At 69.0% G+C, this 14,488-nt stretch carries 11 protein-coding genes; 1 reads left to right on the top strand and 10 read right to left on the bottom strand.

What is annotated here, in order from left to right:
- Positions 1 to 180: 180 nt before the first annotated feature.
- On the top strand, positions 181 to 840 hold the full coding sequence (locus tag F4560_RS00135) for an RHS repeat-associated core domain-containing protein (protein ID WP_184914474.1): 660 nt from the start codon (positions 181 to 183) through the stop codon (positions 838 to 840).
- 363 nt (positions 841 to 1,203) lie between these two features.
- On the opposite strand, the gene F4560_RS00140 is transcribed toward F4560_RS00135, so the two are convergent.
- From F4560_RS00140 to F4560_RS00185, 10 genes are all read right to left on the bottom strand, one after another.
- A complete protein-coding gene (locus tag F4560_RS00140; protein ID WP_184914477.1) occupies positions 1,204 to 1,701 on the bottom strand; it encodes a (2Fe-2S)-binding protein in 498 nt (165 codons plus the stop codon).
- Complete coding sequence (locus F4560_RS45905; protein WP_184914480.1) at positions 1,698 to 2,543, bottom strand: FAD binding domain-containing protein; 846 nt, start codon at positions 2,541 to 2,543, stop codon at positions 1,698 to 1,700. Before F4560_RS45905 ends, F4560_RS00140 begins: the two co-directional genes overlap by 4 nt.
- Positions 2,540 to 4,894 carry a xanthine dehydrogenase family protein molybdopterin-binding subunit gene (locus F4560_RS00150; RefSeq protein ID WP_312867870.1) on the bottom strand — a complete coding sequence of 785 codons (2,355 nt, stop codon included), beginning with the start codon at positions 4,892 to 4,894 and terminating at the stop codon, positions 2,540 to 2,542. The genes F4560_RS45905 and F4560_RS00150 overlap by 4 nt, the downstream gene beginning before the upstream one ends.
- A 182-nt stretch (positions 4,895 to 5,076) precedes the next feature.
- Positions 5,077 to 6,012, bottom strand: coding sequence for an NAD-dependent epimerase/dehydratase family protein (locus F4560_RS00155; protein ID WP_184914483.1), 936 nt, complete (start codon positions 6,010 to 6,012; stop codon positions 5,077 to 5,079).
- A gap of 111 nt (positions 6,013 to 6,123) precedes the next feature.
- Positions 6,124 to 7,449 (bottom strand): UDP binding domain-containing protein, encoded by a 1,326-nt coding sequence (locus F4560_RS00160; RefSeq protein WP_184914487.1) that lies wholly within the window; start codon positions 7,447 to 7,449, stop codon positions 6,124 to 6,126.
- A 41-nt stretch (positions 7,450 to 7,490) separates the two neighbouring features.
- On the bottom strand, positions 7,491 to 8,732 hold the full coding sequence (locus F4560_RS00165) for an ATP phosphoribosyltransferase regulatory subunit (RefSeq protein WP_184914489.1): 1,242 nt from the start codon (positions 8,730 to 8,732) through the stop codon (positions 7,491 to 7,493).
- Positions 8,733 to 8,868: 136 nt separating this feature from the next.
- Entirely contained in the window at positions 8,869 to 9,717 is an 849-nt protein-coding gene (locus F4560_RS00170) for a hypothetical protein (RefSeq protein ID WP_184914492.1), read from the bottom strand.
- Positions 9,718 to 10,171: 454 nt separating this feature from the next.
- Entirely contained in the window at positions 10,172 to 11,467 is a 1,296-nt protein-coding gene (gene hisS, locus F4560_RS00175; protein ID WP_184914495.1) for a histidine--tRNA ligase, read from the bottom strand.
- A gap of 329 nt (positions 11,468 to 11,796) precedes the next feature.
- On the bottom strand, positions 11,797 to 13,323 hold the full coding sequence (locus tag F4560_RS00180; RefSeq protein WP_184914498.1) for a class I adenylate-forming enzyme family protein: 1,527 nt from the start codon (positions 13,321 to 13,323) through the stop codon (positions 11,797 to 11,799).
- Positions 13,320 to 14,486 (bottom strand): DapH/DapD/GlmU-related protein, encoded by a 1,167-nt coding sequence (locus F4560_RS00185; RefSeq protein ID WP_184914502.1) that lies wholly within the window; start codon positions 14,484 to 14,486, stop codon positions 13,320 to 13,322. Before F4560_RS00185 ends, F4560_RS00180 begins: the two co-directional genes overlap by 4 nt.
- Between the last annotated feature and the right edge of the window lie 2 nt (positions 14,487 to 14,488).

The following is a 14,488-nucleotide window of genomic DNA, read 5'->3' on the forward strand; positions in this document are numbered from 1 at the left end:
TCGTGCCGGGGGCCCGTGGATCAAGCCGCGCGCCCTAATGGAGGACCTCGCCGGTGCAATCACTTCATTGAAACACGGTATTCCCCTCGTGCTCACGGCCGTGGTGATCGTGGCCGTACAGCAGATCAGGGAGTTGGCATTGGCGTCGAAGTTCGGCGGGTCGACTTGGTAGCCACCGTGATGGCCTACGGCAAGGACGACACCGAAGCCTTCACCGGCATCGACAAACCCCAAACCCAGCAGCCCGGCAACGAGCCCTACAACTTCTACCGCTACAACGGCAAACGCTGGGACCGGGCGTCCGGCAGCTACGATATGGGCTTCCGCGACTACAACCCCGGCCTCAACCGCTTCCTCACCCGCGACAACTACAACGGCACCGTGGACGCGACGTCATGGCACCCGGTCTGGGGCGACGCCGAAGGCCGCTTCGTCAACATCGGCGACCTCAAACCCGGCCGGCACCTCACGTCGGCCGACGGCACCTCGCCGACGGTCACCGACGTCGACCGCTATACCAGCTTCGTACCGGTCTACGACCTCACCATCGACGGCGTCCACACGTACTATGTGCTGGCCGGTGGTCTCGACTTTCTGGTCCACAACTGTGGTACTGGCAAGTGGTCGTCGGATGACCCAGATGTAGGGGAGTTGGCCAATGCGATCGATGACCGCTACCCAGGTCATGTTTTGGCAGTGAACCGTACTCGCGGCGGCCTCGAACTCGACATTGAGACTGCGAACGCCACCATCGAGGCGAAGGGTGGCGACGGTCGCGGTCTGACGAGGCAGATCGTAGGTCGTCAAGGGCCGTCGGCTGTGAACCCCGAGCGGTCCTAATGGAATCGCTTCTTCTGCTCGTCGCGCGTGAAGTCGTGTTGGCTGATGTGGCAGACGTTCTCGCGAGGCGAGCCGTGCAGGTGGAGACCAGATCTGCGTCTGGTGATGAGTACCTTCTGTGTAGGTTCGGCGACCGGCCGTCATGGGAAGTATGGGTCGAAACGCCGAACTCGCCCACTTTCCATGAGTTGGAGGACGATGACCTTCGTTGCATCGACCGACTTGGGGCGCCCACGGTGGTTTTGATCGCATTCAGAACCACTGTCTTCGCTGACATCCACCGGATCTTGCGAGGTGTGGACTGGGGTGGTCCCGCGTGGTACCTCAGTCAGTGCCGAACGACCCGGGGCTGAAGGGCCGTGGTCAGGCTCCGGGCGGCTGCGGTGGCGTGTCGGCGTTCGACGAGTCACCCTGGTCGCGGGCGGCGGCGATGGCGGTGACGATGTTGTGGTAGCCCGTGCAGCGGCAGAGGTTGCCGGAGATCGCGGCGCGGATCTCGGCCTCGGTGGGGGAGGGGTTGTCGCGCAGCAGTTCCGTCGCCACGGCCAGCATCCCCGGTGTGCAGAAGCCGCACTGCAGGGCGTGGTGTCGGCGGAACGACTCCTGCAGGGGAGTCAGGGACGTGGCCGCCTGGCCCTCGACCGTGGTGATCTCGCTGCCCTCCGCCTGAACCGCCAGGACGCAGCACGAGCGGGCCGTCGCGCCGTCCAGCAGGACCGTGCACGAGCCGCACGCGCCGTGCTCACAGCCGACGTGCACACCGGTGAGGCCCAGATCGTGGCGCAGGAAGTCGGCGAGCGTGCGGCGGGGTTCGCAGTCGGCGGTGCGGGTGTGGCCGTTGACCGTGACGGTGATCTTCACTCGGCCACCGCCTGCCGCAGCGCCCTGCGGGTGAGCACGGCCGTCATGTCGCGGCGGTACGTGGCAGGGGCGTGCACGTCGTCGACGGGGTCGGTCGCCGCCGCCGCCGCGTCCGCCGCCGCGGTCAACACATCCGGTGTGAGGGCTTGGCCTCGCAGCAGCTCTTCCGCCGCGTGAGCACGGATCGGGGTGGGCGCCGCACCGGCCACGGCGATGCGGGCCTCGGTGACGACGCCGTCGGTGAGCGTGACCAAGGTGAAGACCGCCGTGATCGCCAGGTCGTTGGGGCGGCGGCTCAGTTCGGCGATGCCGTGCCGGGCGGTCGGCGGTGGCAGTGGGACGCGGATGCCGGTGAGCAGTTCGTCGGAGGCCAACGCCGTGCGGTGGGGGCCGAGGAAGAAGTCGTGGGCGTCGATCTCCCTTGTGCCACTGGGACCTTGGGCCGTGAAGACCGCGTCCAGCGCCAGGAAGACCGCGGGCAGTTCGGCCGCTGGGTCGGCGTGCGCGACGCTGCCGCCCACGGTGCCGCGGTTGCGCACGGACACATGACCGACGTGGGTCAGGGCCTCGGCCAGCAGCGGCACGGCCCGGCGCACGACCGGGGACGTCTCGGCGGCGCGCAGCCGGGTCAGTGCCCCGAGCACGAGCGTCGAACCGTCCTGCACGACGCGGGTCAACGGCAACCGGGACACGTCGACCACGACCTCCGGCCGTCGCGTCCGCGTGTTCAGCAGCGGGATGAGGCTCTGGCCGCCCGCCAACGCGACGGCGCCCCGCGCGAGCGCGTCCACCGCCATTTCCGCGGTGGATGCCCGGACGTAGTCGAAACGCGCCGCCTTCACCGCTCGGCTCCCGTCCGGATCGCGGCCAGCAGGTCCGGTGGTGTGATCGGCAGCGACGTGATCCGCACGCGGAACTCCGCCAGCGCGTCCTGCACGGCGTGCGCGATCGCCGCTCCGCCACCGATCACCCCGGCCTCCCCGGCTCCCTTGAAGCCGCCGGGGATGTGGTCGGCGGGTGTCTCCATGTGGCTGATGCCGAACGGCGGCACCACGCCGGCCGTCGGCAGCAGGTACTCGGCGAACGACCGGGTCAGCGCTTCTCCCGACGTGCCGTAGGCCAGCCGCTCGTACAGCGCGCCGCCGATGGCCTGCGCCGCGCCGCCCTGGAGCTGCCCCTCCACGATCATCGGGTTGATCATCGTGCCGCAGTCGTGGGCGATGAGGTAGCCGAGGAGTTCCACGACACCGGTCTCCACGTCGACGGAGGCGAGTACGGCCGTGCAGCCGAACGCCGTGGCGACGTTGACGGGGTCGTACACCTCGCGCTCGTGCAGCGTCGGTTCTTCGTCGTCGGGCAGCACGCCGTGCGGTCGTCGGTAGGCCGCGTCGCCGATGGCGGCCAAGGTCACGCTCCGCCCCGGCACGCCCTTGACCGATACCACGCCATCGCTGATCTCCAGGTCGTCCGGCGAGGCCTCGAAGACGTGGGCGGCGATGCGCAGCACCTTGGCCCGCAGTCGGGTGGCGGCGTTGAGCACGGCCGCGCCACCGACCGCGGCGGCACGGCTGGCCGCGGTGCCGTACCCGGTGTACGGAGCGGAGTCGGTGTCACCGGAGATCACCGTGACGTGGTCCAGCGGCACGTCCAGCGCGTGCGCCGCGACCTGCGCCAGCGCCGTGTGGATCCCCTGACCCATCGACGTTTGTCCGGTGTGGACGGTCACGCGCCCGGTCGAGTCGATGCGCACCGCGGCCTCGTCGAACCCGGAGTGGTCCAGCCCCGACATGTTGACGATCCGGGACGGCGCGAACGCGGACACCTCGTTGTGGAAGGCGTAGCCGATGCCCATGTGCGCACCCTCGGCACGCGCACGGGCCACCCGGTCGGCCCACCCGGCACGGCGAACGGCGTCACGGCACAGGTCCAGGCACTCGGCGTACCGGCCGCTGTCGTAGACGAACACCGGGCTCTGGTAGGGGAAATCGGTCACGAAGTTGCGCCGCCGCACATCGTGCGGGTCGAGGCCGAAGCGTCGGGCCACAGCTTCCACCATGTGCTCGTGCACGAAGTTCGCCTTGGGCAGCCCGTACCCCCGGTATGCGCCGTAGGGCGGCTTGTTCGTGACCACGCCGACGACGTTCAGCTCGACCGCCGGGATGGCGTACGGCCCGGTCATGATGGCGGCGGTCGTCCAGCACGGGCTGAGGCCGACGGTGCTGAAGTTGGCGCCGAGCACGCCGTGCACGGTGCCGCGCAGACCGGTGATCGTGCCGTCGGCCCGAGCCGCCACCTCGACGTCGATGCGCTGCTCCCGCGCGTGCACGGTGGCGACGAAGCTCTCCCTCCGGTCCTCGAGGAACTTCACCGGCCGCCCGGACACGCGGGACAGGACCGCGGCCACCACCTGGTCGCCGTAGAAGCCGGACTTGCTGCCGAAGCCGCCGCCGATGTCGGGCACGCGCACCCGCACCTTGTCCACCGACAGGCCGAGGACCTCGGCGAACAGCTCGCGGATCAGGTGCGGGCTCTGGGTGTTGACCCACGCGTCCAGGTGCGAGGTGAACGGATCCCAGGTCGCGACGACACCCCGCGTCTCCAGGGACGCGCCCCACTGCCGGGCGAAGCGGAACGTCTCCCGCAGCACCACGTCGGCCCGCGCGAACGCCGCCTCCACGTCGCCCTGCGCCACCACGGCGCGGCCCGCCACGTTGTCCGGCCAGTCCTCGTGCAGTCGGGGCGCGTCCGGCGACAGCGCCTGCTCCAGCGTCGTGACGGCCGGCAACAGCCCGTACTCGACGTCGATCAGCTCCAGCGCGTCCTCGGCAGTGGCGCGGTCGACCGCGGCGACGGCGGCCAGACCGTGCCCGGTGTAGAGCACCTTGTCGACCGCGAGCGGATACGCGACCGTCTCGGGCCCGTCCGGCGCCGGCCGCCAGATCAGCGGCTGTGGCCGCCGCACCATCGACTTCACGTCCGCGCCCGTGACGACGGCGAACACACCGGGGTACGCGGCGGCTGCGGTCGTGTCGATGCGCACGATCCGGGCATGCGGGTGCGGGCTGCGCAGGATCGCCGCCTCCAGCACACCGGGCGGCCGCACGTCGTCGATGAACACCGCCCGCCCCGTGAGCAGCCGCACGTCCTCCGCACGGCTCACACGAGCGCCGATCACCCCACCGCCCACGGTCACCCCCTGTCGTCCACCTCGACCCTGGCACTGACCGGAAGGGCGGGGAAGCACTCAGTCGGGTTACGTGTTGCGGCGGGAGGGGGATCACGCGGTTGCTGCCAGGTCAAGGTCTGCGGGTGACGTCGGCCGGCGTCCTGTCAAGGTGTGGCAGGACGCCGGCCGACAGGTTCAGCGGACCGGGACTATTCCGGTCGACGTGCGCTTTCCCACGAGTAGAATCGCGCGGCCTCGTCCAGCACCGATGGGCTGAGGTCCGTGTACCACTCCAGCGTCGTCTTCATGGACTCCTCGTAGTTGGAGTGGTCGTAGAGGCCGAAGTTCGTCGTGAGTTCCGTGAGGTTGGCGGTCAGCACGGCGCGTGGGGTCTCGCCGCTGCGCATCGGCAGGTACTTGATGCCGGCGTTGTTGCCGAAGTGCTCGTTGACGAGCGCGGCGACCTCGTTGACCGTCTTGCCGACGCCGCTGCCGCAGTCCGGCACGACGTCGGTGATGCACTGACGGGTGAACTTGATCGTCAGGTCGGCGAGGTCGCGGGAGTAGATCATGTCTACGATCTGCTCGCCGTCCCCGAAGACCTCGAGCGGGAGCCCGCGCATGGCCTGCGCGGCGAACGCCGGGACGATCTTCCGGATGGGGTGGAGCGCCTGACCGGGACCGTAGGCGTTGTAGTAGCGCAACGAGCAGATCTTGGTGTCCGGGTGTTCGAGGTTGGACATGCGCGCGAACTGCTCGGCGGCGTACTTGGTGATGCTGTAGGTGTTCAGCCAGACGTTGGGCTTGCCCGGGTAGAAGACCCTCGGCACCCCGTGCTCGACCGCGGTCTCGAACACCGCGACCGTGCCCTTGATGTTGACGTCGATGGCCAGTTCCTGGCTCTCCTGCAGCTCCGCCGTGCCCAGGACACCTGCCAGGTGGAACACCTCGTCGGCGCCGTCGAACAGCTCGGCGAGCAGTTCCCGGTTCCGCACGTCACCTTGGACGAATCGGCAGTCGACGTGCAGTCCTTTCGAGCCGGGTGGCAGGAGGTCGACCACCACCACCTCGTGCCCCTGCTCCAAGAGCAGCTGCGCGATCGTGCTCCCGAGGAACCCGCTACCCCCCGTGACGACAGATTTCACTTGGCTTCCCTCCTCGGATGCCGCCGCACCGGACGGTGCCGCGGAGAACATCCACCCCTGTGGTGACCGAATCGAATTGATCGTTGAGAGTCGTTCGTTGAACGCGTGCGTCTACTTGACGGACAGCGCACCCAGTTCGAAGTACTGGATCCCCCTGCTCACCAGCTCCTCGCGGAACAGGCCGAGGTTGTCGACGATCAAGGGCGGTGAGCTGAGCTTGGTGATGATGTCCGGCAGGTCGCGGTACTCGGCGTGAGCCGTGGCGACGACCAGCATGCGCACCTCGGCGAGCCCCGTCGGGTAGGCCAGCGGAGCGCTCCCGGTCAGATGAGTGGCTTCGTCCGGGGTGAAGTACGGGTCGTGCACCCGCACCTCCACGCCCAGTTCGCGGAGGCAGCGCGCCAGTGCGGCGGCGGGGGAGCCCTCGCTGATCCGGGCATCCGGCGCGTAGCTCACGCCCAAGATGCCGATCGGCCCATCGGCGAGGTCGCGGAGCTTGGCCGCCAACTGCCGAGGATAGGCGGCGGACCACTCCCGGGCCGAGTGCACGATGGGCATCGCCTGGCTCTGTGCCACGTCCTCGACGATGAACTCCGGGCTCAGCGGGATGCAGTAGCCGCCGATGCCGATCGAGGGATGGTAGGTGGGCATGTTCCACTTCGTGCCGGCCAGCTTCAGCACCTCGACGACGTCGAGATCCGGGTACGCCTCGGTCAGCTGGTTGGTGAGCACGAGATCCAGGTAGCGGTACAGGTTCTCGACCGGCTTGGTCAGCGCGGCGTGCGCCCAGTCCCGGGCGACGTGGACGTGCTCGGAGACCGACGAGTACAGCGCCTCGGCCAACGGTCGGGATTCGTCGCGCCAGGAGCCGACCACCCGGGGCAGGGTCTTCAGGTTCATGTCCGCCGACAGCATCCAGTCCCGGCGGGGTGCGGCGATCAGGTGAAGGCCCGGCCAGTCGGGGGCGTCACCCAGCAGCGTGGGCAGCACCTCCTCCCGCAACCACCGGACGTTGACCGTGCTCTCGATCGAGACGATCACCTCCCCGCCGGCGCCGTGCAGCGCCCGGATCCGGCGGAGCACGTCCAAGAGCGGTTCGACGACCGGTTTTCCCGAGCGGTCGGTGTTGACGCACACCACGTGGACGGCGGCCGGCCACGGGACCTCGTCGGGGAGACCCGCGCTCAGCCGCCCGTCGTCCACCAGCTCCCGTCGCAGTGGGATCCGGTCCTCGAACCCGGGCACCGGGACCCTGGCGTTGTTGATGGAGACGACGCGGTCCGCGTCGATGTCCACCACGTGGCACCGGAAGCCGACATCGGCGAAGGCGACCGCCGCCGACAATCCGATGAAGCCTCCGCCCCACACCATGATGGGCGCGTCGCGGCGAGCGATGAGGTCGGCTAGGCCGTGTTGCGTGTTGGGCCGGTCTGGCATGGGGTTCACCTATCGGTCGACGAAACTGTCAATTCGGGCGACTAAGAGGGTGCGTGGACGGCGGATGCCTTGCTCCGCAAGGGGACCTCGAACGACAGGCTGGCGTCTGCGGCGTTGCGCACCGTCACGGCTTGGGCTTCCTGTTCCCTGGAGCCGACCAGGGCGACCCAGACCCACGGGTCCGGTGGGATCCGGCGGGCGCCCCGGCCGGACCCGTGCGGCTGCCAGTGCTCCCGGACGTGGTGGCCGGCGGCCCGCATGTCGGTGGCGATGCGCAGGAACTGGTCCGCGTCGAAGTCCCCCAGCCGGTAGAGGTGCACCAGCGGTGCGCGCGGCAACGTGATGACACCGGCGATCCGCTCCGCGCCGCCGGCCGAGCTCCAGCACGATCGCGTGCCGGGGTCGAGTTGGCCGACGATGTGGTGGTACCCGCCACCGTCGGCGAGGATCCGGCCGTCGGCGCCGCGGAGGAGGAAGCTGAGACCGGCGTGGTACTGGGTTCCGTGCTGCCAGGACCAGTCCAGTACGACGTCGGTGCCGATCCGCCGGGATTCGGCGAGCACCGCGTGGATGTGGTCCGTCCGCTCCGCCAGGTGCGGTGCGGCTCTGCGCACCGCGATCAGCGCGGCCTCCGGATCCGACTTCGGCTGTGCCGCGGCACGCACGAGGCCGAGCCGGTCGAGCAGTTCTTCCGCCCGGTCGTCCTCCTGGGGAATCGCCTTGCGCTGCCGGTACAGGGCCAGGCGGGCTTCGCCGGGGCCGAGGCCGAGCTGTTCCGCCACGACGTCCACGACGCCGAAGTCCGTGTACACCGCCCGGAAAGTGACGTCGAGGCGCTGGAACACATCCGTCCACAACCGCGCCAAGGTGAGGTCGGCGGCCAGTTCCACCGGGTGCTGCCACATGACCGCGGTCAGGTGGGTCCAGCTCCGCAGCGGCTTGCGGACGTATCGGGCGATGAGCACCTCCCCGCTCGCCGCCACCGGTGCGCCGCCGTGGAGGAGTCCCGTGCCGTGCAGGGCGCGGAGCACGGCAGGCAGGGAGTCGGCGGTGAGGGCCAGCCTGCGTTCCTTGCGGTCCGGGAACACGAACATCCGCTCGTGCGCGGCCGAGCCGAATCGTTCGAAGGTCTCCGCGTACCCGACCGGCGCCGGCGTGAGCGGGATGAACCCGTAACGTGCCGAGATGTCCTGGAAGGAGCGCACGACAGCGGTGATGCGCTGCACGTCCTCGCCGGCGCGATCTACGAAGCCCCGGGGTGTTCGGGTGAAGGGGGTCTCCAAGGAATCGCTCCGTCCTTTGTCGACTGCGTCTGCACGCGCCCGTGAACGGGCGGGCCCTGTCCGGCCGTCGGTGCGTTCGTCCCTTCGCGACTCGCCGGGCCTGGTGAGCCGAGTCCCCGGCCGTCGCGGTGAACCGCTACCGGTGGTCGCCGGCCGCCTTGTCCCGCGTCGGGCGGACCGCGAGGTTGAGCCCCTGCCGCATGAGCGAGCGCTGGGCGAGGGTGACGTCGGTGCGAGTCCCGGTCGCGATGGCCACGTCCGAGCGGTTCATCGCGGAGAAGAGCAGTTCCGACGCGCGCCCGAAGGTCATCCCGGGGAACGAGTCGAGCAGCGCACCCACCAGGTTGTCGTAGGACAGGTCGTACGGTGAGTACCTGAGGTAGGTGGAGTACGCGCGCTCGCCCGGTCCGGAGACCTGCCACGGTTCGGGTGTCCCGAGCGACCAGAAGTAGGACTGCGGGTCGTTCCAGATGGGCGCGACGTGCTCCATGATCACGTCCGGGTTCCGGAGTTCTTCGGGCAGCAGGGTGCCGCCCGAGAACGCCTGCGGCGTGTCGTGGTCGCTCGTGATCCTCGTCGCGGCCGCCGAGCACCGCGGGCAGCCGGTGTCGAACCCGCCCAGTTGCAGCCGGAACTCGAAGTCGCTGTCCGGGGCGTGGACCATGTTCCGGAACGCGCCCCGGGAGTAGTCGTTGCGGATCCGGGCCTTGGCCAGCAACGCCGCCTGGTGGGCGTGGTGTTCGGTCTCGACGAGGAGGAGCTCGACCGGCTTGCCGGCGAACCACAGTTCGAAGACCACGTGTTCGAGCGGGTGCAGGTCCTTGCGGAGGTCGGACCAGCCGAGCTCGAAGTGCCTGGGCTGTGCGATGAACTCGTGTTGGCAGACGACGTTGAGGCCGGCATCCTTGACCGATTCGTAGATCTCGCTCCGCAAGCCGCACTCGATGGCCTCGGGTTTGATCAGTAAATATGATTGGCTGGTCATACGGAATGGTCTCCGTCCGAGTGGGGTCATCGGTCGAGGCGCGCTGAGGTGAAGCCGCGCCAATCCATTGCGCAATAGGCGTTCAGTGGTGCTCGACCGCTCAGCAGATTCGGATCGTCGGGGTTTGATACCCCTGATTCGGAATCAGCGCCGTTCGACGACCGTCGACGGTCGGTGGCGAAGAAAGGGCCGTGAATACTTACCGCACTGCGTCTTCACCGGCGTGGTATCGCCAAGTCGAGAGTACCGCAAACGGTGACGGAGGAAAAGGATTGACTTGTTGGAATTTCACTGCGGAACGCATGTGGTTCCGCTCCTGCTTGTTGTTCGGCTCTTGCTTGTCGTTCCGCTCTTGCTGCGATGACCGCCGGTGCCGTGGCCTGCCCGTGGTTCGACACCACGGGCAGGCCCGACCGCATCCGACGCGATCGCTACCGCGAACCGGTCGAGTTCGTCACGCGGGTTGCAGCGCTGCCTTCACCCGCTGCGTGAACTCGGCGACGGGGACCTCGACCTGCTCCTGGGCGACCAGGTCGCGAACGATCACCACGTCCCGCTCCCATTCCCGAACGCCGACGATCACCGCGACCCGCGCGCCGTCCTGGCTGGCGCGGACGAGTTCTTTGCCCAGTTTGCGCGGCTCGATCGGCACGGAGGTCCGCACGCCTTCCTGGCGCAGCCGACGTGCGAGTTCCCGGCACTCCGGCATGAGGGAGTCGTCGATCGGCACGACCGCCGCGTCCACCTCCGCGCCCGGCTGCGGGCGCAGCCCGTGCACGCTGAGGAAGTCGTGCAGCGTCACGTCGCCCATGCCGAAGCCGATGCCCGGGATCCGCTGCGTGGTGAACAAGCCCGCCAGGTCGCTGTACCGCCCACCTCCGAAGAGCGACCTCGTGTTGTCGGGGTGGAGGTCGAACACCTCGAACACGGTGCCGGTGTAGTACTGCAGGCCACGCACGATGAACGGGTCGAACTTGACCAGGTCCTTGGCCTCGCCCTTGAGCACCGTCGCCAGGTTGGACCGGCTCAGCGCGTCCGGCGAGATCTCGCCCAGCACGTCCTGGCCGCTCTGGAGCACCTCCTCCAGGCGGTGGAACTGCTTGTCGTCGATCCCGAGCTCCTCGGCGTCGGCGACGAGCCGCTCGCGGGGGACCTTCGCCCACCGGTCGATGAGCGAGGACGCCGGGGCGAGCTTCTCCCGTTCCACGCCGACGATGTCGATCAGGATGCTCTCCAGGATCACCCTGTCACTGGCGCGCAACACCCACATGTCCTTGGTGGCGCCCAGCGCGGACATCATGTCGTGGATGAGCTCGAAGATCTCGATCTCGCAGTTCGGGCTGTCCGAACCGAAGACGTCGACGTTGATCTGCCAGTGCTCGCGCAGCCGCCCGCGCTGCGGCCGCTCGTAGCGGTGGCAGTTCACGTTGCAGTACCAGCGCACCGGGAACTGGAGCTTCCCCGCGTTCCCGGCGATCATCCGAGCGGCCGAGGGGGTCATCTCGGGGCGCAGCGCCAGCCGTCGTCCACCGCGGTCCACGAGCGAGTACAGCTGCTGGTCCGCGATTTCCTGGCCGGACTTGGCCTCATAGATCTCGGCGGGTTCCAGAATTGGGCCGTCGTAACGGGCGTAGCCGTACTTCTCGATTGTTTCGAACAGGCGATGGAAGACCTGCTGCCGCACGGAAACCTCCGCTGGCAAGAAATCCCGCGTGCCCCGATAAGGCACGGTTGGCAGCAGCTGGCTCACAATTTGCCCCTTCTATCGAACCTGATTAGCCCATTCGATTATAACATAACGCATATGCAGTGGATCACCGGGTTCCGCGGAAAGCGAGGCGGGTGCCCGGCCCATCCGGTGACCCGGCTTTCGGTCGACTGGACCCCGTCGGTGGTGGAGCGTGGAACCAGGTCGTGGAAAGCGAGCCGCAGTCCGACGTCTCGTTGTTAATACCCGGCCCGGCGGGTCAGGTCGGTGCGAGGAAATGTCGAGCCGGCGACCTTGCGCCGGGTGCGGCACTGCAATGCAGTGTCGAACGGGGTGTTGCGGTTGTGCCCGCGGTACGAGAGGGGGCATGGCTACGAGTCCTTCCGTTCCAGCGCTCGGGCGCGAACCCAGTTGGTCAGCCACGCGCGGTCGGCCTTGCCGGTCGTGCCGGTGGGGATCTCGTCCAGGAAGTGGATGGCATCGGGCACCTTGTACCGCTCGACGCGTTCCGACAGCCACTGGCGCAGGTCGTCCGGGGTGCTCGTCGAAGTACCCGTCGGCACGACCACCGCGTGCAGCCGTTCGCCGAGCACCGGATCCGGGACGCCGCAAGTGATCGCCGTCGCCACACCGGGGTTCTCCTCCAACGCGTGCTCCACCTCGGTGGGCATGATCTTGTTGGCGCCCTTGACGATCACGGTGTTGGCCCGACCCCTGATGGCGATGCGCCCCTCGGGGAGGCATTCCACGAGATCGCCCGTGACGAAGTACCCCGTCCCGATCGCGTTCCTCGTCAGCTCCGGATCGCCGAGGTAGCCCCGCAACACCCCGGCACTGCGCACCCAGAGAGTTCCCTGATCGCCCGCGGCGGGCACGCGCCCGGGTGAGCCGAGGTGCCACCGCACACCGGAAAGCGCCCGACCCACGGAATCGGAATGCGCGTCGTACTCGTCCGCGGGAAGGAGGAACTCCGGTGCGCTGGTCTCCGTCAGGCCGTAGATGACCGCGATCCCGCTGTGCGGCAACAGCCGCCGGTACTTCTTCCCCAGTTCGGGGGTCAGCAGCTCACCACCAACGATGATCTTCCCGGGGGAGCCCACGTCGTGCAGCGCCTCGCGCACACCGCGGTCGTCCAGCAGCGGCAGCAACCGGCGGAGCATGGTGGGCACCATCGCCGCCCTGGCCACGGGCGCCGCGGTGAAGGCCGTGACCACGTCCTCCGGCGAGAAGCGTTCGAACAACCGCATCGAACCGCCGGTGCCGAGGGTCAGCAGCAGGTCCCATTGGCAGAACGAGAAGCTCGACCGCAATAGGGCGACGGCGTGTTCCTCCGGTCTGTAGTCCAGCACCTCCTGCAACATCGGGAGCTTGGCCAGGAGGTTGTCGTGCCCCAGGACGACTCCCTTGGGTTGCCCGGTCGAGCCGGACGTGAAGAGCGTCAGCGCCGCGCCGTGGAGCAGTGGATCCCGTGCGCCGTCCGGCGCCGGCAGCACCACGAGACCACCGGGGGCTGTTCGGCCCGACGAGGTGAGGTCCGCGCGGGACGTGGCCAGGTCGCCGAGGCTCAACAAGGTCGCCTTCGTCCGGGCGGCCGCCTTGGCCACCACCGGTGGCGGCACCGACGCGTCCAGCGGCACGGCGCACCGGCCGGCACTCCAGGCTGCGAACAGGCGGACCACGCTGTCGACCCGGTTGGCCATGAGCACGACCACCGGCCCGTCGTCCGCGGCGGCGCGGAGGTGCGCGGCGCCTTCGGCCACGGCCGCGTCCAACTCGGCGTAGGTGAGCGTGCGCCGGCCGTCGGACAAGGCGGTGCGCCCACCGTGGGCCCGGCACGCGAGCGAGAGGAACTCGGCGAGATCGGTCGCGCCCGCCGTCACGTCGAGGTGCGTCGTCACGCGTGCACCCCCTCGGTCGCTGCGGTGAGCGCGCGGAACGCGGCGGGCACGATGCTGCTGAACGTGCGCTCGTCACCGCACGGCATGGTGCGGCGGCGCAGGTGGTCCCGCAGGTCTTCGACCAGCTCGTCCGTCGGTCCGGAGAAGAGCCGCCGCCGGACGACGAAAAACGGGGTGTCGCCCGGCTCCGGGTCGGGCTTGCCGTCGACGGCGACCACGATGCGGTCACCCCGCTCATCGGGTCCGGCCGTCGCCACCTCGGCCGCGTCACCCCGGAGCTCGACGAACCTTGCGCGGCCGGCGTGCTGCACGACCACGCCGTCGTCCACGAGGTCGGCTTGGACCCCCTTCCAGCGCAGCTCCCGGTGCCAGGACCGCAGTGCCTCCCGCACCGCGTCGAGCGCCTGTTCGTCGGACAGCACCGGCTGGTCGAAGGTGGTCTTCTCCTTGGCCGGAACTCCCGCGAGCAGCCGGCGTGCGGGGAAGGACCGGGTCACGACGGCGCCGGACGCGACGATGCACTCCTCGCCGATGTCTGCGCCCGGCATGACCGAGCAGTGGTACCCGAGCCAGACGCGATCGCCGATGGAGACCGGCGTGAAAGCCGTGTGGTAGCCGTCGAGCACGCTGTGGGCGAAGTGGTAGCCGTGCGTCCAGAGGCTGACGTAACCACCGGAGCCGACGTCGGACCCGAGGGTGATCTCGCAGTTCGCGTTGAGGATGTTGTGCGGCCCGATCGAGACCCGGTCGCCGATGCGGACCACCGCGGTGGACTCCAGCGTGCCGCCGTACCCGACCACGGTGTGCGGTCCGAGGTAGAGGAGCCGACCGGCGTCGAAGGACCTCGCCACCACGTCGACGCCGGCGCAGACCCGGGCCGCGTCGCCGACGCGGAAGCTGTCCGCGCACAGGACCCTGACCCCGCCGGCGATCTCGCTCCCGGCTCCGATGGAGATCGTGCCGGCCCGCAGGTCGCTGTCGGCGCCGATCCGGACATCACGACCGAGGTGCACGGTCTCACCGACGAGGTGGACGCCGTCCCCTATTCGGACACCGGGTTCCACCCGCAAGTCGTGGGCGTGGACGACGACGCCGTTCCCGACATCGCAGTGGTCGGGGAGGACTGCGCGGGGAATGGTGCCTGCCCGCGTGGCTTCAGACATGG

It is taken from the genome of Saccharothrix ecbatanensis (assembly GCF_014205015.1).
GTDB lineage: Bacteria > Actinomycetota > Actinomycetes > Mycobacteriales > Pseudonocardiaceae > Actinosynnema > Actinosynnema ecbatanense.

Excerpts from the sequence above, each read along its gene's own strand:
- F4560_RS00135 (WP_184914474.1), top strand. The coding sequence starts at position 181 with ATGGCCTACGGCAAGGACGACACCGAAGCCTTCACCGGCATCGACAAA.
- F4560_RS00160 (WP_184914487.1), bottom strand. The coding sequence starts at position 7,449 with ATGCCAGACCGGCCCAACACGCAACACGGCCTAGCCGACCTCATCGCT.
- F4560_RS00170 (WP_184914492.1), bottom strand. The coding sequence starts at position 9,717 with ATGACCAGCCAATCATATTTACTGATCAAACCCGAGGCCATCGAGTGC.
- F4560_RS00185 (WP_184914502.1), bottom strand. The coding sequence starts at position 14,486 with ATGTCTGAAGCCACGCGGGCAGGCACCATTCCCCGCGCAGTCCTCCCC.